Annotated in this window: 18 protein-coding genes; 16 read left to right on the top strand and 2 right to left on the bottom strand. The window is 47.2% G+C overall.

What is annotated here, in order from left to right:
- Positions 1-7 precede the first annotated feature (7 nt).
- The 7 genes from fmt to rpe all read left to right on the top strand — a co-directional run bounded on the left by fmt (position 8) and on the right by rpe (position 8461).
- Entirely contained in the window at positions 8-943 is a 936-nt protein-coding gene (gene fmt / locus SK066_RS08410; RefSeq protein WP_320544832.1) for a methionyl-tRNA formyltransferase, read from the top strand.
- A complete protein-coding gene (gene rsmB / locus SK066_RS08415) occupies positions 940-2436 on the top strand; it encodes a 16S rRNA (cytosine(967)-C(5))-methyltransferase RsmB (protein WP_320544334.1) in 1497 nt (498 codons plus the stop codon). The genes fmt and rsmB overlap by 4 nt, the downstream gene beginning before the upstream one ends.
- A gap of 249 nt (positions 2437-2685) precedes the next feature.
- The gene (rlmN, locus tag SK066_RS08420; RefSeq protein ID WP_188775132.1) at positions 2686-3732 is read left to right on the top strand and encodes a dual-specificity RNA methyltransferase RlmN; all 1047 of its coding nucleotides are present in this window, start codon (positions 2686-2688) and stop codon (positions 3730-3732) included.
- A 6-nt stretch (positions 3733-3738) separates the two neighbouring features.
- A complete protein-coding gene (locus SK066_RS08425; RefSeq protein WP_320544335.1) occupies positions 3739-4512 on the top strand; it encodes a Stp1/IreP family PP2C-type Ser/Thr phosphatase in 774 nt (257 codons plus the stop codon).
- Positions 4509-6722 carry a Stk1 family PASTA domain-containing Ser/Thr kinase gene (gene pknB, locus SK066_RS08430; RefSeq protein ID WP_320544336.1) on the top strand — a complete coding sequence of 738 codons (2214 nt, stop codon included), beginning with the start codon at positions 4509-4511 and terminating at the stop codon, positions 6720-6722. Before SK066_RS08425 ends, pknB begins: the two co-directional genes overlap by 4 nt.
- A gap of 150 nt (positions 6723-6872) precedes the next feature.
- The gene (rsgA, locus tag SK066_RS08435) at positions 6873-7796 is read left to right on the top strand and encodes a ribosome small subunit-dependent GTPase A (RefSeq protein WP_320544337.1); all 924 of its coding nucleotides are present in this window, start codon (positions 6873-6875) and stop codon (positions 7794-7796) included.
- Between the two features lie 2 nt (positions 7797-7798).
- On the top strand, positions 7799-8461 hold the full coding sequence (gene rpe, locus SK066_RS08440; protein WP_320544338.1) for a ribulose-phosphate 3-epimerase: 663 nt from the start codon (positions 7799-7801) through the stop codon (positions 8459-8461).
- 882 nt (positions 8462-9343) lie between these two features.
- Here the strand turns inward: rpe and rpmB are convergent.
- Positions 9344-9532, bottom strand: coding sequence for a 50S ribosomal protein L28 (gene rpmB / locus SK066_RS08445; RefSeq protein WP_082472268.1), 189 nt, complete (start codon positions 9530-9532; stop codon positions 9344-9346).
- Positions 9533-10085: 553 nt separating this feature from the next.
- On the opposite strand from rpmB, the gene SK066_RS08450 reads away from it, so the two are divergent.
- Genes SK066_RS08450 through recG form a run of 3 tightly spaced genes read left to right on the top strand, consistent with a single transcriptional unit; the run spans position 10086 to position 14836 of the window.
- On the top strand, positions 10086-11855 hold the full coding sequence (locus SK066_RS08450) for a DAK2 domain-containing protein (protein WP_320544339.1): 1770 nt from the start codon (positions 10086-10088) through the stop codon (positions 11853-11855).
- A gap of 54 nt (positions 11856-11909) precedes the next feature.
- Entirely contained in the window at positions 11910-12770 is an 861-nt protein-coding gene (locus tag SK066_RS08455) for a DegV family protein (protein ID WP_320544340.1), read from the top strand.
- Positions 12771-12784: 14 nt separating this feature from the next.
- On the top strand, positions 12785-14836 hold the full coding sequence (gene recG / locus SK066_RS08460) for an ATP-dependent DNA helicase RecG (protein WP_320544341.1): 2052 nt from the start codon (positions 12785-12787) through the stop codon (positions 14834-14836).
- Between the two features lie 114 nt (positions 14837-14950).
- Here the strand turns inward: recG and SK066_RS08465 are convergent, their stop codons facing one another.
- Entirely contained in the window at positions 14951-15526 is a 576-nt protein-coding gene (locus tag SK066_RS08465; RefSeq protein ID WP_320544342.1) for a hypothetical protein, read from the bottom strand.
- A 255-nt stretch (positions 15527-15781) separates the two neighbouring features.
- Here SK066_RS08465 and SK066_RS08470 point away from each other — a divergent pair, with 255 nt between their 5' ends.
- From SK066_RS08470 to SK066_RS08495, 6 genes are all read left to right on the top strand, one after another.
- Positions 15782-17455, top strand: a complete 1674-nt coding sequence (locus SK066_RS08470) for a sensor histidine kinase (RefSeq protein WP_320544343.1) — start codon at positions 15782-15784, stop codon at positions 17453-17455.
- On the top strand, positions 17452-18291 hold the full coding sequence (locus tag SK066_RS08475) for a LytR/AlgR family response regulator transcription factor (protein WP_320544344.1): 840 nt from the start codon (positions 17452-17454) through the stop codon (positions 18289-18291). Before SK066_RS08470 ends, SK066_RS08475 begins: the two co-directional genes overlap by 4 nt.
- A gap of 235 nt (positions 18292-18526) precedes the next feature.
- Positions 18527-19768: an L-lactate MFS transporter gene (locus SK066_RS08480; protein ID WP_320544833.1), complete on the top strand. Its 1242-nt coding sequence runs from the start codon at positions 18527-18529 to the stop codon at positions 19766-19768.
- 451 nt (positions 19769-20219) lie between these two features.
- A complete protein-coding gene (locus SK066_RS08485) occupies positions 20220-20822 on the top strand; it encodes a HEAT repeat domain-containing protein (RefSeq protein ID WP_320544345.1) in 603 nt (200 codons plus the stop codon).
- 263 nt (positions 20823-21085) lie between these two features.
- On the top strand, positions 21086-22108 hold the full coding sequence (locus tag SK066_RS08490; protein ID WP_320544346.1) for a serine/threonine protein kinase: 1023 nt from the start codon (positions 21086-21088) through the stop codon (positions 22106-22108).
- Between the two features lie 797 nt (positions 22109-22905).
- Entirely contained in the window at positions 22906-25101 is a 2196-nt protein-coding gene (locus SK066_RS08495; protein WP_229685700.1) for a transcriptional regulator, read from the top strand.
- Positions 25102-25325 lie beyond the last annotated feature (224 nt).

A 25325-nucleotide genomic window follows, 5' to 3' on the forward strand; every position in this document is an offset into this window, starting at 1 on the left:
CGCTTTTATGGGAACGCCTGACTTTGCAGTAGCTAGCCTCAAGCTGCTACTGGAGCAGGGGATGAATGTTGTGTGCGTGGTTACCCAGCCAGACAAGCCACAAGGACGCAAGAAAATTCTAACACCATCGCCAGTCAAATCAGCAGCATTGGAGCATGGTCTGCCTGTACTACAGCCGCAGCGTATGCGCAATCCGGAAGCAGTAGCAGAGCTGGCGGCGTATGAGCCTGATCTGATCGTAACGGCGGCGTATGGACAAATTTTACCGAAGGCTGTGCTGGATCTGCCACGTCTGGGCTGTGTTAATATCCATGGCTCGCTGCTGCCTAAATACCGCGGCGGTGCACCGATTCAGCGCTGCATTATTAACGGTGAGACAGTGACAGGAATTACGCTTATGTATATGGCGGAAGGTCTGGACACCGGTGATATGATCGCACGTCTGGAAGTGCCGATTACGGACGAAGACACGTCAGGAACGTTATTTGAAAAAATGAGCGTTGCTGGTGCAGAATTGCTGAAGCAGGAGCTCCCACGTCTGCTGGAAGGCAAGCTGGATGCGGAGCCGCAAAATGACGACGAAGCGACCTATGCACCGAACTTGACGCGTGAAGACGAGAAAATCGACTGGAGCAAGGATAGCCGGGCGATTTATAATCAGATTCGCGGTCTCGTACCCTTTGCAGGGGGCTTTACGCTATGGAATGGCGATGTGTTCAAGGTATGGAAAACACTCAAGCCCGAGGCAAATGAATCGTTGCCGAGTGGCGTTGCGGATGCCGTGCCAGGTACGGTAGTCGAGTTTAACAAAAACGGAATCGTGGTTCGTACAGGTGATGGTGTACTGACGCTGACCGAAGTACAGCCTGCGGGTAAAAAAGCGCTGCGTGCAGCTGACTTTGCACGTGGGAATGTAATGATCACAGGAACGGTGCTGTCGTGAGTTCATCCGATAAGCGCCCACGCCGTCCAGCGCAGTCATCAGGAAACGGCTCCTCGAATGGGCAAGGTAAACGATCGTCCTCATCTGCGAATCGTAATGGCTCCAGTAAACCGCAGTCAGCACCAAAGGTAGGAGCGCGCAAACTGTCTGCTCGTGATGTGGCGCTAAATGTATTGACCGATGTGGAAGCAAGCGGCTCGTATAGCAACCTGCAATTGAATCAGGCGCTGGTACAGGCAGGTCTGGAGCGAGCGGATGCTGGATTGACGACAGAGATCGTCTACGGCACCATTTCCCATTTGAATACGATTGATTATTTTCTCGGACGCTTTGTAGCGAAGGGAATGCATAAATTACAGCCATGGGTACGAAGCTTGTTACGGCTGAGCTTTTACCAGATTTATTATCTTGATCGCATTCCTCCGCATGCAGCAGTGAATGAAGCGGTCAATATCGCCAAACGCCGTGGACATCAAGGAATCTCCGGTATGGTAAATGGAGTGCTGCGTAATGTACTACGTCAGCTCGATGAGCTGGTGATTCCAGACAATCTGTCTGCGGTACAGCGTATTTCTCTCCAATATTCACATCCTGAATGGCTGGTAGAGCGCTGGGTGCAGCAATTCGGTGAAAGTGTTACCGAGCAGATTTGCATGTCTAACAATGAACCACCTGCTGTTAGTGTGCGTGTGAACACCAACAAGACGACACGCGAGCAGATGCTGAAAACGCTGAATGATGCTGGCTATTATGCGCAGCCATCTACCATTGCACCAGATGGTATTCTGGTAGGCGGTAGTGGCAATATGGCATTAACGGACTGGTATCGTGATGGTATGCTGTCGATTCAGGATGAAAGTTCAATGCTTGTGGCTGAGGCGGTTCAGCCAGAGCCGGGTATGAGCGTACTCGATTGCTGCGCAGCGCCCGGTGGTAAAACTGCTCATATCGCAGAGAAAATGCACAATCAAGGTCATATTATCGCCAACGATATTCATGAACATAAGCGTAAGCTGATCGACGATCAAGCGCAGCGTCTGCATCTGTCTGTGATCGATACTGCTGTCGGCGATGCGGTGGCTTTGCCTGAGCGGTATGAGGCAGCTTCGTTTGATCGTATTTTGCTGGATGCACCTTGCTCAGGTCTGGGTGTCATTCGTCGTAAGCCAGATTTGAAATGGAACAAGTCCGCTTCGGATATTAAAGAGATTGCGGCTTTACAGCGCCGATTGTTGGAGCGAGTTGCTTCATTACTCAAGCCTGGTGGGATACTGGTGTATAGCACCTGTACGATTGAGCAGAGTGAAAATGAAGATGTGGTGCGTAGCTTTGTCGATACCCATCCGCAGTTCGAACCGGTCATAGTTCCGTTATTTGCCGATAAGCTGGCACATGCGAAAGCGTCGGAGCAAGCCGCGCTTGGCGTGCAAATTTTGCCACAGGATTATCATTCGGATGGATTTTATATCGCTGCGCTGCGTTTAAAAGCTTAAATGCATGTATTAACTTTATTTTTAACGGATCAAATCAATAGCAAAGATACACCGTTATAGCCTGAAAAGCTGGTGCGGTATAGCCTACAGCGGGCCCGACAGAAGATGCTCCAAGCAGATTGTAGCAACGAATGGCGGCGCGCCCCTTTAGGCTTTCTTTGTTTTGTGCTAAAATAGTAAAGATGTGAACCCGATAGTAATGTTCAGTTAAACAAATTTAAGATATGAAGAATAGGTGTGATAAATCTAATGAAACCCTTTATATATGACTTTTCCCTGGAGGATCTTCAGGACTGGGTGAAAGAAAATAATGAGCCTGCATTCCGGGCATCGCAAATTTTTGACTGGCTGTATGTGAAGCGCGTAACTTCGTTTGAAGAAATGACGAACTTGTCCAAGGGGCTGCGTGCCAAGCTGAACGACCAGTTTTCTTTTGTCATGCTTGATGAGATTACCAAGCTGCAATCCAAAGATGGCACGGTGAAATTCCTGTTCGGTCTGCATGATAACCATGCGATTGAGACGGTTATTATGCGTCACAACTATGGTAACAGCATCTGTGTGACTACACAGGTCGGTTGCCGTATCGGTTGTACGTTCTGTGCATCCACACTGGGCGGTCTGAAGCGTAACCTGACAGCTGGTGAGATCGTGGCTCAGGTTGTTCAAGCGCAAAAGATTCTGGACGAAACGAATGAGCGCGTAAGCAGTATCGTTATTATGGGCTCCGGTGAGCCGTTTGAGAATTATGATGCAACGATGAAATTCCTGCGCATTATGATTCACGAAAAAGGGCTTAACATCGGACAACGCCACATTACCGTATCCACAAGTGGCATCGTACCAAGCATCTACAAATTTACTGACGAAAATACACAGATCAATCTGGCGATCTCGATTCACGCACCAAATGACAAGCTGCGTTCCAAGCTGATGCCGGTTAACCGCCGCTTCCCATTTGATGATGTGATGGAATCCCTGCGTCATTATATGGCTAAAACAGGTCGCCGTATTACATTTGAATACGCATTGATCGGTGGCGTAAATGATCGTCCTGAGCATGCAGAGGAGCTGGCTAACGTGCTGAAGGACATGATGTGTCACGTGAACCTGATTCCGGTCAACTATGTACCGGAGCGCGATTATGTGCGTACTCCGCGTAAGGATATTTTTGAATTTCAACGTATTCTGGCAGACAAAGGTGTGAACGTAACGATCCGTCGCGAGCAGGGGCATGATATCGCTGCTGCCTGCGGACAGTTGCGTGCGAAGCACATGGAGTCGACTGCGAGGTGATCGGTGTTGATTAAAACAGCACAGTTGAGTGATAAGGGACGCGTCAGACAGGTAAATGAGGATTCCGTATGGGTTGGCAATATACAGGGCGAGTATGTACTCGGTATTGTAGCGGACGGCATGGGTGGGCATCGCGCAGGCGATACCGCCAGCCGTTTGGCTGTGCAGACGGTCATTTCAGATTTGCAGGGTCTTGAAGCGGGGCTATCGGCAGAAGCATGCCGTGCCGCGCTGCATGATGCGATTTTACATGCGAATGATGTTGTTTTTCATACGGCCCAGACAAGCGATGATTATCATAATATGGGAACGACCGTGGTTGCCGTATTGCTGAAAGGGAGTCAGGGGATTATCGGTCATATTGGCGATAGTCGGGCCTATCTGATCAGTGAGGAAGGACTGCGTCTGATCACTCAGGATCACAGTCTGGTGAACGAGCTGCTAAAAACCGGGCAAATTAGCCAGGAGGAGGCGGCTGCTCATCCGCGTCGTAATGTATTGACGCGTGCGCTTGGCACCGATTCCGAGGTGAGCGTAGAACTGGATGATATTGAACTGTCTTCAGGCGAAGTATTGCTGTTATGCAGCGATGGACTTAGTAATATGATCACACGTGATCAGATCGAGACGGTAGCGCTGGCTGGCATTGCGCTGGACGAGCGTGCACGTCATCTGGTTGCACTCGCGCTGGAAGCTGGTGGCGAGGACAATATTACCGTAGCCCTGTTTGAATATGATAAAACAGCACAGGGTGCACATAGTGAGGGGTGGACGCCATGATTGGACGTATTCTAGGCGGCCGCTATGAAATTATGGAAGAGATCGGCGGAGGCGGTATGGCGCTTGTATACAAAGCGCTGGATGTACTGCTGAACCGCCATGTCGCTATTAAAGTATTAAGACAGCAGTTTGTGCATGATGAGGAGTTCATTCGTCGTTTCCGCCGCGAAGCGCAGTCAGCAGCTTCGCTGTCCCATCCGAATGTAGTGAGCATCTATGACGTAGGGCAGGAGGACGATGTTCATTTTATCGTGATGGAATACGTGAATGGACAGAATCTGAATGAGATCATCAAGGCACGCGCACCGTTGCCAGTAGAAGAAGCGGTTCGTATTGCGACCCAGATCTGTGATGCACTGGAGCATGCGCATCATAATCAGATTATTCACCGTGATATTAAGCCGCATAACATTTTGATTGGCTTGAATGGTCGCGTGAAGGTGACTGACTTTGGTATCGCACGGGCGGTTACATCTACCACGATTACACAGACTGGCTCTGTTGTAGGCTCGGTGCACTATTTTTCACCGGAGCATGCAAAGGGCGTAACGACAGGCGAAAAGTCTGACCTGTATTCGCTCGGTATCGTGATGTATCAGATGCTAACGGGCAGACTGCCGTTTCAGGGCGAAAGTCCGATCAGCGTTGCGCTCAAGCATTTGCAGGATGAATTTGAAGATCCGCGCGTGATCAATCCATTGATTCCGCAAAGTGTAGAAAATATCATCCTCAAATCAATGCGCAAAAATCCAGCCGAGCGTTATCATTCGGCACAGGATATGCTGCTCGATCTGGATACATGTCTGATGCCAGAACGCAGCACCGAAACAAAGGTGTATTTCCCAACTAATGACGATGATGAGCAGACCAAGGTCGTATCGGCAATCCGTCCGAACTCGATTCCGATACCGCCGCCTGAAAAGGAGGACGTTCGCCATATGGAACGTGACCGCGGAAGAACAAGCCCTGCTACCAAGCCGAAAAGCTTCTGGAAAAAGCCAGCGGTATGGGTATCGATCGTTGTCGTGGTGCTCTTGATCATGACGGCCATCGTAATGTATGTCAGCTCTACACTGGAAACAAAGGATGTTATCGTACCAAGCGTGCTGAATCAAAAGGAGCAAAGCGCAGTACAGCAGCTGGAGGCAATGGGTCTTACCGTTTCGGATAAGATTAATTATGAATATCAGGAAGGTAAAGAGGCAGGGATTGTTTTCGCTCAGGATCCTGAGCCGAATGCAACGGTCAAGTCAGGCGCACAGGTTACACTCAGCGTGACGGTAGACAAGGACCCGATCAAAATGCCGGACTTCAAGGATGGACAGACGACGTACGAGGATGCTCGCAAGCAGCTACTCGCGCTTGGATTCAAGGATAATCAGATTACTCGTGAAGACCAAACAAGCGACAGTGTAGATAGCGGCATCGTGCTCGATCAGAATCCAGGTGCAAATGAGGATGTGAAGCCAGAGACGCAGGCAGTCACACTCGTTGTGAGTAAGGGCGTATCTACGGCAACCGTACCGGATGTGACCAATTCCGGACAATCCTCAGCACAATCGAAATTATCCAGTGCAGGCTTTTCAATGGGTAATGTACAGCAGGAATCAAGCTATACGGTAGAAGCAGGCAAGGTCACACGTCAAAATCCACAGGCTGGCTCATCTGCAACTAAAGGCAGCAAAGTGGATGTGTGGATCAGTAGCGGATATCCACCGGAAGCACTCGACTTTACGTACTCCGTTTCCGTACCACCAAAAACGGCAGGTCAGTCGAGCAAGATCAATATCATCTATACTGATGCACGTGGCGCAGATCGTAACTGGGGTACCAAAACGATCAATTCTCGTCAATCGCTACAGGTGAATATGATTTTGGACCCAAGCCAAAATGGTGTGGTCAAAGTATATCGTGATGGTCAGTTCCTGGATACATTTGCGATTAGCTATAATGATGCGAAGCAGGGAACTGTGCAGGAAGGTATTATCGAGCCAGACAATACAGGTCAGGTAACGCCTCCGCCAGATGGTGGTACAACCTCGCCAACAACACCTCCAGCTGACAATGGTGGTACCGATCCAGCTACAGGTAGTACGGGAACAGATAATGGAAATGGTAATGGAAATGGTAGCGATAATCAGGGACCGGGTAATAACAATGGTAACGGCAACGGGACATCAGATCCTGCGGCAGGCACCAACGGGCCTTGAGTTGTAGCTAGAGCTTGATCTTAACAAGCCTCATTTACAAACAATCATGGGCTATTCAAGCCAGCCTTTGTGCGAATGAGTAGGCACAACAACGATAAATAACAGGCTATTGCAACATAGCCAAGCTCAAGAAATGAAAGGACGGATGGCATGCCTGAAGGCTTAATTGTCAAAGCGCTAAGCGGATATTATTACGTTAAACCGGATACGGAGAGCGGAGATTACGCTCTCTCCGAAACGGGCACCATCCAGTGCCGCGCCAGAGGCATCTTTAAGAAAAAAGGCATTTCGCCGCTTGTTGGCGATGGGGTCATCTATTCATTGACTGAGAACGGAGAAGGCACCGTTGATGAAATATTGCCACGGAGGACGGAACTGATCCGTCCTCCTGTGGCGAATATTCGTCAAGCGGTGCTACTCTTTTCCGTCAAGGAACCAGACCTTAGCCTGATTCTACTGGATAAATTTCTGGTACATATTGAACATGCCGGACTGGAGCCGCTGATCTGCTTTACAAAAATGGATCTGATCGACCCGCAGGATACAGCGACACGGAACGAGGTGGAGCAGGCGAAGCAGCTATACGAACGTATCGGCTATCAGGTTATTCTGACCAGTGCGGAAAATGAACTGGGCACGGATCAGATTCGTGAAGAGCTGAATGGTAAAATTAGCATGTTCGCCGGACAATCCGGGGTAGGCAAATCGTCGCTACTGAACAAGGTAATTCCAGGTAGCGATCTGAATACGAGCGAGATCAGTATGCGACTTGGTCGCGGACGTCATACGACACGTCATGTAGAGCTTATCGAGCTTCAAGGCGGCGGGTATGTCGCAGATACGCCAGGTTTCAGCCAGCTCAATTTTACGCAGCTGGGGGTAGATGATCTCGGTTCGTGTTTCCGTGAGTTTAACGAGTATGCAGACGGCTGCAAATTCCGTGGCTGTACCCATTTGCATGAGCCGGGCTGTAAAGTAATCGAAGCACTGGAGACAGGCGAGATTGCCGATACGCGCTACAAACATTATCAGCAGTTCTATCAGGAAATGAAAGACGAGAAACGGAGGTACTAACCATGCATAATATCAAAATTGCTCCTTCTATTCTGTCCGCAGATTTTGGACATTTACTGGATGAAATAAAAGAAGTGGAGCGCAGTGGTGCAGACTGGCTGCATGTCGACGTGATGGACGGACATTTTGTACCGAATATTACGTTTGGCGCACCTGTACTACAAGCAGTATCCTCTCACACCGGATTGTTCATCGATGTCCATCTGATGATCGAAAATCCAGAACTATACGTAGCTGACTTCGTGAAAGCTGGCGCACAGATGATCACCGTTCATGCGGAAGCTTGTACGCACCTTCATCGTGTGATCCACCTGATCAAAGAGCACGGCGCCAAAGCAGGCGTAGCTCTTAACCCAGCAACCCCAGCCAGCGCGATTCGCGAGGTGTTGGAAGATATCGATATGGTGCTCGTCATGACCGTTAACCCGGGCTTCGGCGGACAATCCTTCATCCCACGCACCGTACACAAAATCCGCGAAATCCGCCAATGGGCAAACGAAATGGGACACACCGCCCTACACATCGAAGTAGACGGCGGCATCGCTGCCTCCACCGCCCGCCAGGTCGTCGAAGCAGGAGCAGACGTCCTCGTAGCCGGCAGCGCCGTCTTCGGCGCCCCAGACCGCGCAGCCGCGATTCGTAGTATCCGTGATAGTTTGGTATAAAACCGGATACGAATAGGGTGCAGGTCATAAAGCGATTTAGCAAAATAAGCTTAATCATCAAGACGTAATCTAATGTCGTAAGACAAAATAAAAGCGTGTCGAAGTTACTCCTAACTTTGACACGCTTTTTTATATGTAGATACGTAATTGAAATGATAACGAAAAGATGAAAAATGATAGCTGTAGAGTAACGAGCCAATAATACAAATCGAAAGTTTGTGATGATAAGCGATACGAGGTGATTAACTCCAATTTTTTTCAGAGCTACAACAAAAATGTACGGCAAGCTTGAAAGTAGTACGGATTGAGATTAAAAGTAGTAAGTAGGGAACTCAAAATAAAATTGATAGAAAAACTAGATAGGGATTCTCAATTATATATGACTTAAAATACATGATTAAGAGAATATGATTAATGCATACTAACATGCTAAAGTGATAAAGTGCTTATGAACAAAAGAGTGCACATTGTTGTAAATGCAATTCATACAATAACGTAGTATTTTACATGATTAACTCACTGGATACAATGAATTCAATCGAAATATCGCATTAAGGAGAGTTCGTTTGCTGTATAAAATGTTTAGGCTACTCGAAGCATTTATAAGTAATTGAAGTATTTATAAGTAATAAATAAAAAGCACATATGTATAACCCAGCTCAGAGCGGAGGCAAGGGAATAAGGGGTAAGGACGACTTTGGAGGGGCGGGAATCTACAATTAACTCCTAATCCAGTAGATTCCCGCGGCTCCACCTGAGTCCGTCCTCTTATCCCTTGCCGAAGCGTTGTACCTTACAACCAGTCTACTCAGCAACCATCAACCTCAAAACCCACAGCAAAAAAGCACCCTCAGCGAGAGTGCTTTCTTCATCGACATATCATTATACGCGAGTAACTTTACCGGATTTCAGAGCACGAGTACTTACATAAACGCGCTTTGGTTTACCGTCAACGAGGATGCGAACTTTTTGAACGTTCACGCCCCAAGTGCGGCGATTACGGTTGTTTGCGTGAGATACGTGGTTACCGCTACCAGCAGTTTTACCAGTTACATAACATTTACGAGCCATAGTTACACCTCCTATTTCCAAAAAAGTGCATGAAAACAACACTCATAACATACTATCATAATCAAGAAAGCAACGTCAACACTTCTAAATACTTTATTTATTTCTGAACACGATTATAGTACAATGTAACATAGTTCAGTGTGATATTTTGGCAATAAAGCAAGCCTATTGGCGGACAAATGTAAAAGCGTTTTATTTCCGGTACATCGGAAGTGAAGGGTATATTTCGCCGCTATTTATGCTTGTTGTGTGGGCGAATGCCTGTTCTTGGTACTTGGTACGAATACATGGTGCTAAAATAGGTGGAACGACCGCATGACTATTGCGTATTGTATGTCAGAACATTGGGTATTGATATAGAGAGCACGGCACGCATGAATGCTGAGGTATCGATCAATACGGGCAAGCTGGATATACATTTACAATTCAAGCTCACGTATAAAATGAAAATAACGACAATAACAGAATGTTGAATCAGACGCGGTCAATAGGCTTAACGCATAGCGAGAGCCAGATCATACGAGTGATGATAGATGAGGAAGGGGATTTTTCATTGAGCAAGCGTTCTTTAAACGGGGTTGATTTTACCGCGATGGTATTAGCTGGCGCGGAGAAACTGCATAATCATGCCGAGCATGTCAATTCCTTGAATGTATTTCCTGTACCGGATGGTGACACAGGAACCAATATGAATTTGACGATGACAGCAGGGGTAGCGGAGCTGAAAGTGAACTCTTCGGCTGTCATTGGACAGGCGGCAACCGTGTTGTCCAAAGGACTACTGATGGGAGCACGCGGCAATTCCGGTGTGATTCTGTCCCAGCTTTTCCGTGGGTTCAGTCGTTCTGCGGCATCGCGTGATGAGCTGAATGCAGCTCAGTTTGCGGCAGCGTTGCAGCAAGGTGTAGAAACAGCCTACAAGGCGGTAGTCAAGCCGGTAGAGGGAACGATTCTGACCGTAGCACGTGAAGCAGCTAAGCATGCTGTATATTACGCACGTCGTACGACAGACATTACCGAGCTGATGGGCGAAGTATTGAAGCAAGCTCAGGCAACGCTAGCACAGACGCAGGAAATGCTGCCTGTGCTCAAGCAGGTCGGTGTCGTCGATTCTGGCGGTCAGGGACTTGTATATATTTATGAAGGCTTTTACGATTACTTACAGCATGGTGAATCATCCACCAGCCATAGCAGCACAGTAGCTTCTAATTCAACAGGGCAAGTAGCTGCGCCTTCGATGAACAAGGTGGCGGTTGATGTGCCATTATCTGCACAGGCGAAGCTGGAGACAGAAGATATCGAATTCCTGTATGATATGGAATTTTTCATTAATCGTACACTTGGCGGTTCTGCTGGTGCGCGTTTTGATGAAGAAAAGTTCCGCGCTGCGCTGGCTGTAAACGGTGATTCGATCATTGTGATTTCGGATGATGAGATTATTAAAGTCCATGTGCATTCCAGAGCGCCAGGAGAAGTGCTGAATCTAGCCCTACAATATGGCGAAATTACACAAATTCATATTTTAAATATGCGTGAGCAGCATCGTGATTTGCTGTCCGCAGGGCTCGATATTGCGCCGCCGCCAGAGTTATTTGCCGACATTCCACAGGAGCCGATCAATCCGCAAACGGAAGCTTCCGTACCTGCGGAAGAAGTAGCTGCCTATGGCATGATCGCTGTTTCGTCCGGTGATGGGATTGCTGAGATTTTCCGCAGTCTGGGTGTAGATGTGATTTTGGCTGGTGGGCAGACGATGAATCCGAGCACAGAGGATTTTGTGAAAGCAGTGGAAAGTCTGTCTGCGCGTCATATTTATATTTTACCGAATAACTCTAATATCGTACTGGCAGCACAGCAGGCACGTGATCTGCTGGAGGATCAGCGCCAGATTACCGTTATTCCAAGTAAAAGTATTCCACAAGGCATCGCAGCTGCATTCGCATTCCAGGAGGATGAAGATGCGGATGTGAATACGGCTAATCTGAATGAGGCGCTAACGCATGTGAAATCCGGTCAGGTGACGCTGGCTGTACGTGATACAACGATGGATGAGATGTCGATCCGTCAAGGCCATTATATCGGTATTCATAATTCGAAGATCGTTGCGACAGCGTCCGAACTGGTAGAGACATGCCAGCAGCTGCTCGGCGCGATGGTTGAGGATGGTCAGGAAGTGATTACGATTCTGACTGGTAGTGAGGCTTCTGAAGAGGAGACAAGCCAGCTTGCAGACTGGATTGAGGCGACTTATCCTGATGCTGAGCTGGAAATTCACAATGGCGGACAGCCTGTGTATCACTATCTGTTCTCTGTTGAATCCTAAGGTACTGCTGGTGGCTGGTTGTAGTCACCTCAGTCGTATAGAGGAGGAACCGGGATGACCCATCCGATTATTGTAACGGAGAGTACCGCAGATATTCCAGCGGAGCTAATTAAGGAATATAATATTCAGATTATTCCGCTACGACTGTTTTTTGGACAGGATTCGTATGCTGATGGTGTGGATATGACGCCAGCGACCTTTTATGAGCGATTGGCGACCGTTTCACAGCTACCTACGACATCTCAGCCGTCACCTGCTGACTATGAGGCGATGTATACACGATTGCTCCATGAATATCCAGATCGAGAAATTGTATCGATCCATCTGTCCTCGGGTCTGAGTGGCACGTATCAGTCGGCTACGATTGGACGCTCGATGGTAGAGCAGGAGGATCGTATTACCGTGATCGATTCGCTGTCTGCATCGTATGGATATGGAATGGCGGTTGTGCATGCGGCACGTCTTGCTCAGGCAGGCGCATCCGTAGCTGAGATTCAGGCAGGTGTGAAGCATATCCTGTCCCAGCGTGAGCTTTATTTTCTAGTAGATGATCTGGAGTATTTGCGTAAAGGTGGACGGATCGGGCGTGCATCGGCTGCGCTAGGTACGCTGCTGAATGTGAAGCCGATCCTATCGATAGATGAACAGGGTGTTATTTATCCGGTTGAAAAAATACGCGGACAGAAAAAGGCAATGGCGCGCATCGTAGAGATGATGCGTCAGAAGCTAACAGCACGCAAAATCCATCTGGCGCTGGGACATACGGCTAATCGTGAATCGTGCGAACCGATGCTACAGATGCTGCGTGAGCATTATGAGATCGTGGACGTGGTCTATTCGGAGATCGGTCCCGTGATCGGTACGCATACGGGAGCAGGTACGATTGCCGTATATGCTTGGCCGGATGAGGAATAGATGAGGGATGAACAATGAATATCAGTCTGGATCAGATTGGCGTTCGGCAGGTCAACGGCGTGAGTGCTTCCAAGGAAGGGGAGCTTCACGCCTTTGGCATCTCTACCGTACTTGATTTGCTGGAGTATTTTCCGTTCCGGTATGAAGATTACCGTTTGCGGGCGCTTCAGGATGTGGAGGACGGCGACAAAATTACCGTTGAAGGCAAGATTGTCGGTCTGCCGGTGTTACAGCGCTATGGCAAGAAATCGCGTTTGACATGTAATGTTATGGTAGATAACTGGATGGTCAAAGCGACCTGGTTTAATCGTCATTTTCTGAAGGATCAATTGACGACAGGGCGCGATATTATTTTGACCGGTAAATGGGATCAGCGTCGTGCGCAGATGACCGTTACCGATTCGGAGTTTCCTGATAAGGGCACTCAGCGTAGTGGTAGCTTGCAGCCTGTCTATTCGATCGGTGGTAAGATCACGCAGGGCTGGATTCGGAAAATGATCCATCAGGCGCTGGAGCAATACGGTGAGATGATTCCAGAGGTACTGCCGCAGGAGCTGATACAGCGCTACAAATTAATGTCGCGTAAGCAAGCGATTCGGCAAATCCACCAGCCCGAGGATGTAGGCGAGGGCAAGCAAGCAAGGCGACGTATGGTATATGAGGAGCTATTTCTATTTCAGCTTAAGCTGCAAGCCTACCGTAGTATGAATCGTAAACGCAAAACAGGAATCGTGCATACGGTAGATAATGCAACCATCCGTGAATTTGTACGCAGTTTGCCCTTTGAGCTAACCGATGCGCAAAAGCAGGTGGAGCTGGATATTCTCAAGGATATGCGCTCTCCTTATAGTATGAATCGTCTGCTGCAAGGGGATGTAGGCTCTGGTAAAACGGTAGTCGCTGCGATTGGACTGTATGCTACAGTGAAGTCGGGTCATCAGGGCGCACTCATGGTGCCAACCGAGATTCTGGCAGAGCAGCATGTACGCTCGCTGAAAAAGCTGTTTGAGCCATTTGATATTACAGTGGAAATGCTGACCAGCAGTGTAACCGGGCGTAAGCGGAAAGACCTGCTAGCTTCCTTGCAAATGGGCATGACTGACATCATTGTCGGTACGCATGCGCTCATTCAGGAGGATGTATTTTTCCGCAGCCTTGGCTTTGTCGTGACGGATGAGCAGCATCGCTTTGGGGTGAATCAGCGCAGTATCCTGCGGCGTAAAGGCTTCGATCCGGATGTGCTCACCATGACAGCGACACCGATTCCACGTACGCTGGCCATTACAGCCTTTGGCGATATGGATGTGTCCACGATTGCCGAGCGTCCGAAGGGACGCAAGCCGATTACGACGTATTGGGTGAAGCATAATATGATGGATCGCGTAATGGGCTTTATTTCGCGTGAAATTAAGCAAGGTAGACAGGCATATGTCATCTGTCCATTGATCGAAGAGTCGGATAAGCTGGATGTGCAAAATGCGATCGATCTGTATGTGCAGATGGATCAAGCGTTACCGGATATTCATGTCGGTCTGCTGCATGGTCGTATGAATGCTGCGGAAAAGGAAGAAACGATGCGTGCATTTTATACAAATGAAATTCAGCTGCTCGTCTCTACGACTGTCGTTGAGGTAGGGGTCGATGTCCCGAACGCTACACTGATGATCCTAATGGACGCGGATCGCTTCGGGCTATCCCAGCTGCACCAGCTGCGTGGACGGGTTGGACGGGGTGAGCATGAGTCGTTCTGTATTCTCGTGGCCGATCCGAAGTCTGAGATGGGGCAGGAGCGTATGCGCGCGATGACCGAGACAGACGATGGCTTTGAGGTGTCTCGCCGTGATCTGGAGCTACGTGGGCCGGGTGAATTTTTCGGTACGCGTCAGAGTGGATTGCCTGAATTCAAAATTGCGGATATGGTGAGCGATTTTGAAGTGCTGGAGGTTGCTCGTGACGATGCCGCCAAGCTAGTGAATCATGAGTTTTTCTGGACTTCACCTGAATATGAAGCGCTACGTGAGTTCCTGGCGAGACAACAGGTGTTTCAAGGTGAGCTGATCGATTGATCGGACAGTTTGACTATACAGTCTTTACAAAATAAAATCCCCATGATCTGAACAGATAGCATAGTGCTGTTCAGGACATGGGGATTTTTATTGATTCAATTATAAAAATAAAAGTCATAGCGCAATAATCAATTGCAGCTGTTCGTCCAGCATGTCGATGTACTGATCATATTGCCACTGTGTAATTTTCCCGGAGGAATGCTCCTCTTTCAGGGTCAAGCTTATGTTATGGCATAGCAGCTCACGGAATTGCTCAGCGGCGATGCCCTGGTGTTCGGCAATATGAATAATGTGATCGCCATCTTGTAAATATTGCTTAAGCTCCAGTAAGGTAAGTCCCAGTAAGCTTGCAGCATGATCGAGCAGGCGGTTCAGCATGAACGTCGCCTCAGGCTCTGCAATCAGTTCAGCGTCAGCTGATCCGGTATAGACAGAAGTCGAATCAGCGCCAGATAATAAGCTTGATGCTGATGCTGATGCTGATGCTGATGCTGATGCTGATGCTGATGCTGATGCTGATGCTGATTCATCATGGTATATATAGTGAAGCTTGTATACGCAACTAATCGTTGGATGTACCGTGTCGTCTGCCCAATGAATCATAGGGGAGGCCGCCGGGTTAATAGCAGGGACGGTTGCTTCGGCATAGGCGTTGTTCCATACAAGCTGTCTGGGTACGAATCGTGGCATGAGGTTCATTCGGCTTCCTGCCTCTCTGGATGTGTCATAGATATGAGTTTGATTGTAGAGCAGTCATATGAACGATTCGTTAAATGAATCTTAAAGCAGGATAAAAAGCACCATTCCGTTACTGTTGTTCACATGATAGTCACGTCTGGATGAAGCGATCCAGCTGTTTTATTGAATTTCTGAATGATTATGGGATTCTGATTGTTTATAATAGAGGGATGGAGATTGGAATGAACTCGCTGGAGGATTATAAATGTGACTAGCTATGTGACACCGATTATTTTATTGCAGCTGCTCGAACGGGCGGCGTTGCTGTTAATTTGTTTATTTTTACTGAGTAAGCTTCCACATTTTCGGCAGATTTTTCAGAAGGAAGTGCTGGATACGAAGGATCGGATTATTTTATCGGTCATATTCAGTGGTTTTGCCATTTTAGGCACGTATACAGGTATTAATGTCGAAGGCTCGCTCGTGAATGTGCGTATTATTGCCATTGTATCTGGTGGGATTTTATTTGGTTGGCCGGTTGGCTTGATTACAGGCATTGTATCGGGAGCGCATCGTTATCTGATCGATATTGGCGGGGTTACCTCGGTTCCATGTCTGATAACGAGCATTACGGCTGGTATCGTGTCAGGTTATATTCACAACCGGGTCAGTAGCCGTCGGCGCTGGATAGTCGGTATTGCTGCTGGCATGGCGTGTGAAGCACTCACGATGGTGCTAATTTTACTTATGTCGCATCCGTATGAGCTAGGACGAGAGATTGTATCGATCATTGCACTGCCGATGATTTTAGGACAGGTGGGCGTTGGTCTGATCGTATTATTCGTACAAGGGGTAGAGGGAGAACGCGAAAATATCGCCGCCCGGCAAGCCAAGCTAGCGCTCGACATCGCGAATAAGACATTACCGTATTTTCGCTCGATTAATAGTGATTCATTACGCAAAATATGTACGATTATTCGGCAGGATATTCATGCAGATGCGGTGGCGATTACGGATAAACGCTATATTCTCGCCTATGTTGGACTTGGTGAGGAGCGCTACAATATTGGGCATGAGATTATTACCGATGCGACCAAGCAGGCGATCTCGAGCGGTGAGATTGTATTGATCAATGATGATGCTGAGGGGAAGGTACCGAATATCCAATCGTTGATCATTATTCCGCTTCAGGAAAAGGGCATCGTCACCGGTACGCTGAAGATCTACTATCGTAACGCGCATAAAATCACCTATTCCCTGCAAACATTAGCTGTGGGTCTATCACAGATTATCTCTACTCTGATGGAAGTATCACGGATCGAGCAGATGAAGGAGATGGCGAACAAAGCAGAGATCAAAGCACTGCAAACGAGCATCAATCCGCATTTCCTATTCAATGCACTGAATGCGATCGCCTCATCGATTCGTATTAATCCAGACAATGCACGAGAGATGATCATTAATCTGTCTGGCTATTTACGTCATAGTCTGGAGTGGAGCGACGAGCTGATCGATATTAATAAGGAGCTTGGACAGGTCGTGAATTATGTTGAGATTGAAAAGGCGCGCTTTGGCAGTAAGCTTCAGGTCGTTTATGATATCGATGAGGTCGAGGTGAAAATGCCGAGCTTAATCATCCAGCCGCTGGTGGAGAATGCGATCGTGCATGGTATTTTAAAAGGACGTGGCTCCGGTACCGTCACATTAGCGGTGAAGGATGGAATCGACTTCGTAGAGATTAGTGTTGAGGATACAGGAACAGGTATCGATCCCGATATTATTAACAAAGTCTATGATGGCAGCATGCCAGAGAATCGAATCGGTCTGTCCAATGTGCATCAGCGGGTGAAGCTGATCTATGGGGAAGGTTTACAGATTGAACGATTGGAAAAGGGAACACGAATCCGGTTTCATATTAAAAAGGAGCGTTCGGCATCATGAAAGCGATCGTTGTAGAGGATGAGTTCCTGGCGAGACAGGAGCTTGAATATTATATTCAGACATACAGTAATATTGAGATTACAGGTAGCTTTGAGGATGGTCTCGATGTGCTTCGTTATGTGCAGGATCATGAGATCGATGCGATCTTTCTCGATATTAATATTCCTTCATTGGATGGGGTACTGCTAGCACACAATATTAGCAAGTTTTCGCGCAAGCCGTACATTATTTTCATCACAGCGTACAAGGAGCATGCAGCAGAGGCGTTTGAGATTGAAGCCTTTGATTATATACTCAAGCCGTACAGTGAATCGCGGATTACCTCTATGCTGCATAAGCTGGAGGCAACATATGCACGCGATTATATGCAAGCTGATCCCGGTACAGCTTCTGCCTCGCCATCAGCTTCAATACCAGCAACAACACTACCTCAGGATGGGAATGACTCGGTTGGCAGCAGCCGTGCATTCGTGCGACCTTCCGCAGGTACAGCTACACCTGCGCTACAGGGCAAGCTCAGTCTGTGGAAAAACGATAATATTCATGTAATTTCCGTCGATGATGTCTATTATGCGTCAGCCAGCGAAAAGATCACCGAGGTGTTCACACGGCGAGATCGCTATACAGTACATGCTAGCATTAGTGATTTTCAGGCGCTGCTACCGGATGATTACTTTTTCCGGTGTCATCGCTCTTATGTTGTGAATATGAGCAAAATTCGTGAGATCGTGCCGTGGTTTAACAGCACGTATTTGCTGCGATTACATGATCTGAACGATGAAGTGCCTGTCAGTCGTAGTAAAGTAAAAGAATTTCGGCAACTCATGCACATATAAATGCATTTCATTCCAGCATAAAGCATCTCATTCCATTTCCGTTATGCAGTGAAGGCTACAGGGGTATACTCGACCTATAGAGAATTCTCCTCACCTCCATTACACATTGCAGTTATGACGGAAAGGAACGTCCATTATGAAAACATTATCTGCTCACACATCCACTACACGCTCGGGAGCCGATGCACCAGCTGTGAAGCGCTGGCTGATCGTTCTCGGTACGATTATTGTACAGATGGGACTCGGAACGATTTACACCTGGAGCCTGTTTAACCAGCCGCTCGTTGATAAGTTTGGCTGGCAGCTCAGCTCGGTTGCTATTACATTTTCGATTACGAGCTTTGCGCTCGCTTTTGCTACTTTATTTTCAGGTAAGCTACAGGAAAAATGGGGCATTCGTCGCTTGATCGGCACCGCAGGTATTGTGCTTGGACTGGGCTTGATGCTTAGCTCGCAGGTGTCCTCGCTTCCACTGCTGTACTTGCTGGCTGGTGTGGTGGTCGGATTTGCCGATGGTACAGCTTATATGACATCGCTATCTAACCTGATCAAATGGTTCCCGGAGCGTAAAGGTCTGATCTCCGGTATTTCCGTGGGTGCCTATGGTACAGGCAGTCTGTTGTTCAAATACATTAATGGTTCGTTAATCGGTTCGGTCGGTGTCTCGATGGCATTCCTATACTGGGGTGTGATCGTACTGCTCATGATCGTGATCGGCTCGCGCATGATCAAGGAAGCTGTCGTAAGTGAAGCACCAGTGAGTGCATCCGCTAATCAAGTGGCACAGGCAGGCAATGGTCAGCTAGAGCCAAAGGGTGCAGTACCTGCTATAGCCCATAACTATAGCGTGAAGGAAATGCTGAAAACAAAGCAAGCGTATCTGCTCTTCATCATGTTTTTTACCGCTTGTATGAGCGGACTGTATCTGATCGGTATTGTAAAAGACATCGGTGTACAGCTTGCTGGTCTGGATCTAGCAACAGCAGCCAATGCCGTGGCGATGATCGCCATCTTCAATACAGTCGGTCGTATTATTCTGGGTGCGCTATCGGATAAAGTAGGGCGTCTCAAAGTATTGTGCGGTACATTCCTGGTCACAGCGATAGCTGTGGCGGTATTGAGCTTTGTTCCATTAACGTTCGGAATCTTCTTTGCAGCCGTTGCTGCGATTGCATTTTGCTTCGGTGGGAATATTACCGTATTCCCCGCGATTGTCAGTGACTTTTTCGGTCTGAAAAATCATGGGAAGAACTATGGTGTGATCTATCAGGGCTTCGGAATCGGTGCGCTGTCCGGTGCATTTATCGCTGCCTGGATGGGTGGCTTCAAGCCAACCTTTATTGTTATCGGTATTCTATGTCTGATCTCGTTCTTGATCGCAGTGATGATCAAGCCGCCAGTATATGGTGAGCGTGAGCAGCAGGCAACAGATGCTAAAGCGGCAAAATGGAAAGTCAATCCGCATACCGTACGCTAAGGTAGGTTGATTGAGCCAAACAAGCTAAACAAGCTAAACAAGCTAAACAAGCTAAACACTACCTTACAACCTTCTTATCATGAAATCACATCGATTCACAGTGATATCGTCACACTGCAATCAACATCAAACAATACAATCTATGATCCCTGTCCATGCTAGCTATGGCAGGGATTTTGTTTAAACAGAATATTTTCCAATTCTAAATTTCCAATATACTGGTATAGGTATAGAGAGGAAGGGTATAATGGCATTGAGTATAAGGTTACAAATATTGGTTATTTAGCAGCTGTTCAAGCCTCCGTTTGTACTATTGCTTGTACTATGCAGGCATGAATAGGTAGGAACAGAGAAGCCTGCAAATACCATCGTTAGCACCTTATCCATATGCTGGAGCGTTCAGATCATGCATGTATACCGATTCCACGCTAGTGAGGGAGGAATACGCAGTATGAACCCGATTCGATTATGTATACGTCGACCGTTAAATGCACACGATGTAGTGGAACGATTGTCTAGAGAAGGTAGCCTTTCGCTGGTGCCTTCAGGTGATCAGCAGAACAAGCAGGACGCAGAAGAATATTATTCGTTTGTGATGAATGATGGCATGACGATGATCTATGTCGTAGTAGATCGTGCGACTAGTCTACCTTATGTACTATTAAATGGGCCGTTATCCTCGCAGAGTGCATGGCTGCTCCATATGCTTGGCGTGACAGAGGATATGCAGGCGATTATGCAATACTGTCAGGAAGCTACACATGCAGAGGACAAGATTGATGCGATTTGTCGTCTTGGTATTGCAGCCTATTTTGACGAGGCTCAGCCGGAGATTATCGATATGTTCAAGCAGTATATACGCGATGCGGACGCACGTGTGCGTCAATCTGCGATTTTTGCGACGAGCTTTATCGGTTGGCCAGAGTTTGAGCCGCTTTTACAAATAGCGATGGAGCGTGACCCGGATGCACGAGTATCTACCATTGCTGCGAGTGCGATTCGTATTATGCGTGAGAGTGATTGGAATGATACAGAGGAATCGTCAACCCATTGAGCATTAACGATTTTTCCCTAAAAAGGATAGGAGTAGCGCATCCCTATGACATACTGCCTAATTATTTTGACAAATGGCGATTGTTTGTGCCTGAGACACTTACAAGCGTCACATTTTGTGCTAGAATGTCTGTAACAACGGCCGTACATTTCTTTGTAAGCCTCCGGTATTGCTACCGACTGCTTCCTGCATGTACGGCTAATTGATTTAATCTGGCTGGTCCGCAGTACCTAATGCTGTAAACCGCGATAAGTGAGGTGGAAATGATGAGCAAACCGATGAACAGTCCGACCCTTCCTCGCAACCAGAAGCTTGCCAGTACATATCAGATCCGCCGGACGTTATCGGTCAGCGAGCTGTCGATCATTTATGTGGCAAGACATATGGAGCAGGGAACATTGCATGTGATTAAGGAATTTTTCCCAGCCGCGCTAGCAAGGCGTAGTCGGGATCGTTGCACGGTAGAGTGTAGCGGCAGTCATTTGCAAGCCAAGTTTGCCGATATGATGAAGACCTTCCGACAGGAAGGGGAGATATTGAGTAAGATCGATCATCCTGGAATTGTTCGCTATGAATCGGAATTTGAGCAGCATGGTACATGTTATCTGGTGCTGCAATATTATCGCGGAATGACATTGGATCGTTATATTCGCGAGCATCCCGAGGAGCTGGATGCACAATTTTTGCAGCGACGATTATTTCCGGTCATTGATGCGCTGGAGTACATACATAATCTTGGCTATATTCACCGTGATGTGAAGCCAAGCAATATTATGCTCACGGAGGACGGTCGTACATTATTGCTCGATTTTGGCTCAGCAGTTCGATACGAGCAGCGTACGCATCCTATTTTGACGACAGCTGGATATTCGCCGATCGAGTTCTATTCCGGTCGTTCGGTACAGGGGCCTGTGTCGGATATTTACAGTCTGGCGGCAACCTTTTACTTCTGCTGTCGTGGCAAGGCACCAATCGATGTACCCAAACGCTTATTCAACGATACGCTGGAGAAGCTGGGAACGAATGAGGTAGCCTCGCCTATTATGGCAAGGATGATCCACTGGGGACTCGCCGTATCCGCAGATAAGCGCTGCGCCTCGTTAAAATGGTTCAAAATTGCGATGCAGGCAGAACGCTTCTGGAACCGTAATCTGGTGCTGACACGAGGGAAAAAGGGCAAGCGAACGAGTGCGGCTGTGCAGCCATCGTCATCTGAATTACCTGGAGCTGACGAAGCCAAGCATAAGGCGAATGAAGCGGAAGCAGCTGAATATTCACTCAAATAAATCGTTTTATCTTACATCCGGTCGCTGTAAATAAGCGATCTAAACAAGTAAACCACATCGTGATGATGTGGTTTTTTTGTATTCGTATTCCATTATCGTGCGTAAACAGGACATCTATTTGAATTTCTGGTCTTCAGAATAATGCAAATTAGCCAACATCGGTGTCGAATTTCTTGTAAAAAGATGTTGATAAATGAGATGGAAAAACTGACATATGCGATCCTTTACTAAAACAGAGAACTATTTTTGCAATTCTGGTAAAGGTGTTCAAAATAGTACAAAAGTTTCGGTGAAATTTTGTAAGAAAGTGATGGGATGAAAGTGGAATGAAAACGATACCCAAAAGTAATATGAATTATTTTTGTTATCACCGCATGGTATAACGCCTTAATGCCTTAAAGAAGTAAATGAGATGTCAAATCAAAATGCGAACATACTTTCCCGAATTAGGTCTATAGTCTTTTCATCTACATATGACAATAATTTTACATTTTCAGGTTGAAAATTTAAGACATAGAACTAATATTACAGAATTTCGACAGAAATACGATTAAAAAAGGGATAATTGAAACATTTCGACAAAAATTCAGCAAAATTCGTAGTCCCAGATTCCTATAAAAAAGCCCGATTTCAAAAAATTGACAAGTAACCCTGTGGATAATGTATGATGTGTTTTGTAACTCGGAGATCAGCAAGCACAAGCGATCACAGGTGGTAATTGAGCTGCCTATACAGCACATTACTCAAACATCACAATTTACTTTTGCAACTCCGTGTATGACCGTTTATACATAAGCATGCAGGTGAGAATGGGAGGAATAACGGTGGATATTATTAAGCAAACCAACCGTACGATGCTCTTTGAGGAGATTAACCCGGAAAAGCTTGATCTAATCACGCTAGTTGGAGACGTACGCGGAATCGATAGCTTGAGCGATGATAAAATTAGAGAAATTAATCAGCACCTACTGGTACGTAGCTTTGATGAATTTTTGAATCGTTTCACCCCGACGGTGTATTCGTTTTTTAATGCTGCGAACCAGAAGGTTGTGTACACACTGAAAAAGCCGGAAGGCATCGCCGACGATTGCATTTCCGAGATTCGGATCGACCAGAATAATGATTTTCTGAAAATGCTGTTTACACTGATCGATACGAAACGCAGTCAGGGCATTACGAATGTAGATTTTAAGTTTGAAAATCTACTCGACATGATCTCGCCGAAAAAGGTGATGGATGATATTCGCCAGGTGCGTAAAGAAATCCATTACATGTATGGTCAGTATGATCAACTGGACGAAGGCGATCCGAAAAAGCTGGAAATGGGTGATAAGCTCAATCAGATGTTCGAGGAAGCGAGCCTGAACTATAACAATGTGATGGCTATGCTGCCGCTGGCGATTGAGGATATCAAAACACGCTTGTTGCTCGGCGGTTCGCAGGATGACCAGCAGGCAGAGGAATTCCGAATCGGTATGCTGAAGATCGGCGACGGTGGCGAGCTGCAAATCGTAGAAGCGCCTAAAGCAGACACAACCGAGCTGATGCTATTGGATGACAATAGCACGAACGAGCTGATCGCTGTATTTGAGGAAGATTATGAAAGTGTGAGCGAGACGCCATCGATGTACGTGAAGGATCTGGTCGTGCGTACATTCTGTCCGTTACCTGCGGTCAATACAGAAGTGGATACGGAGCTCGAAGTACAGAACTACAACACGTATCTGGAATTTTACAAAACGGCGAAGGATGAATTTGTAAAAGCGGTGAAGCCACTGGTGGAGAAGCTGCTCGGTGTGAAAATGTTCTTCGATCAGTATGCAACGAAAAATCGAGGCATGGCACCAAGCCTGCTCGTAACTAACACCAAGCTTGATCTGCTTGTGAAGAGCACGAACGCACCGCGTCTGGAAACGTATCTGAATACAGTCAACTCGAAAAATGATTTTACCGATACGGTCTGGTTTGGTATTGTGCCATCGATCGAGCTGGAAGCCTCCAACAATGTACGTGTGAGCCGTGCCCGTTTCAAAGGCACTGAGAAATCGCTGCGTCAGGATGGCAACACGCTGGAATCTTTATCCATGCTGCTGCAAATCGTCAAAAACTACAAAGTGCAGCTATTCTTTAACTTTGAATCCGGTGAGGAAACGACATTTAACCATGTCGCTACTTCTGGCATTGATAACTTTATCGACAAATGCACACCGCTACTGCGTCAGGACTATAGTGAATTTGCGATTCCATGTCTGCCGAACTTTACGATCATTCCGAAGGACAAATCGGGTGTCATTATCGATAGTCGGATGATGCGTACGGAAGCGGGTGTAGAGCTGTCCCGTGAGAAAGAGGATATTTTGAAGCTGTGGATCGAGGGTGTGTATGTAGGAGCCGCTTATGTGGCTGCTGGATTAACCGCTGCGTACCAGTGCCCGGAATATTTGAAGGAGCATTTCAAGCAAGTACAGCGTGATGCACCAGGTGTACGCTTTGATATTGAGTCTGGCGATAATAGCCTGCGCTTTGTGACAACGATGGCCAAAGAAATTACAGGCTTCACCAACAGCATTAAAGATTCGATCAACCGCAGAAACTTCGGCTTTGTCTTTTCCTCGGAAAATGCACAGCTGCTCGGCAAGGACATTCGCCGCATTACTGTATACAAGGCAAGAAGTCTGGCGATGTCGGAAGATGGCTTTGATTCTATTTACAAAACGCTGGTCAGCACGTATGTGGAGCGCATTTTACGCTTCCAGACGAGCGATTTCAAATACGAGAATATCGTGAAGTTTTTCAGCAACAACCCAAGCAGTCAAAAAAGCCTCTGGCTTGGCGCGAAAGGCTCGGTCAATTCGATCGTGCAGGATGGCGACGATCTGAATTATCTAATCGACGAAAAGAACAATCTGTGCAATATCGATCTGATGTTCAATGGCAATGTGAAGAATCTCGAAGTAACGATTACCAAAGCAACCAGCGCTGCCCGCGCATAAAGCGGCAGCTGGTCGGCAGTTAGGAAGTACGGGCAGGTATGCTGTAACGTGAGGATGAATCATCATCCGGCATTCCTGCCCACCTTCCGGGCTTTCTTTTCGATTAACGACTGAAAAGGAGGTGCCGACCGTCCTGTACATACTTCATCATAATCAAAATGATGATAACAACGAATTGACGATGATCTAATTGGTGCACAATTGTAGCATGGAGGCAGCTTGGG

The organism is Paenibacillus hunanensis, from assembly GCF_034055775.1.
Classification (GTDB): Bacteria; Bacillota; Bacilli; order Paenibacillales; family Paenibacillaceae; genus Saccharibacillus; species Saccharibacillus hunanensis.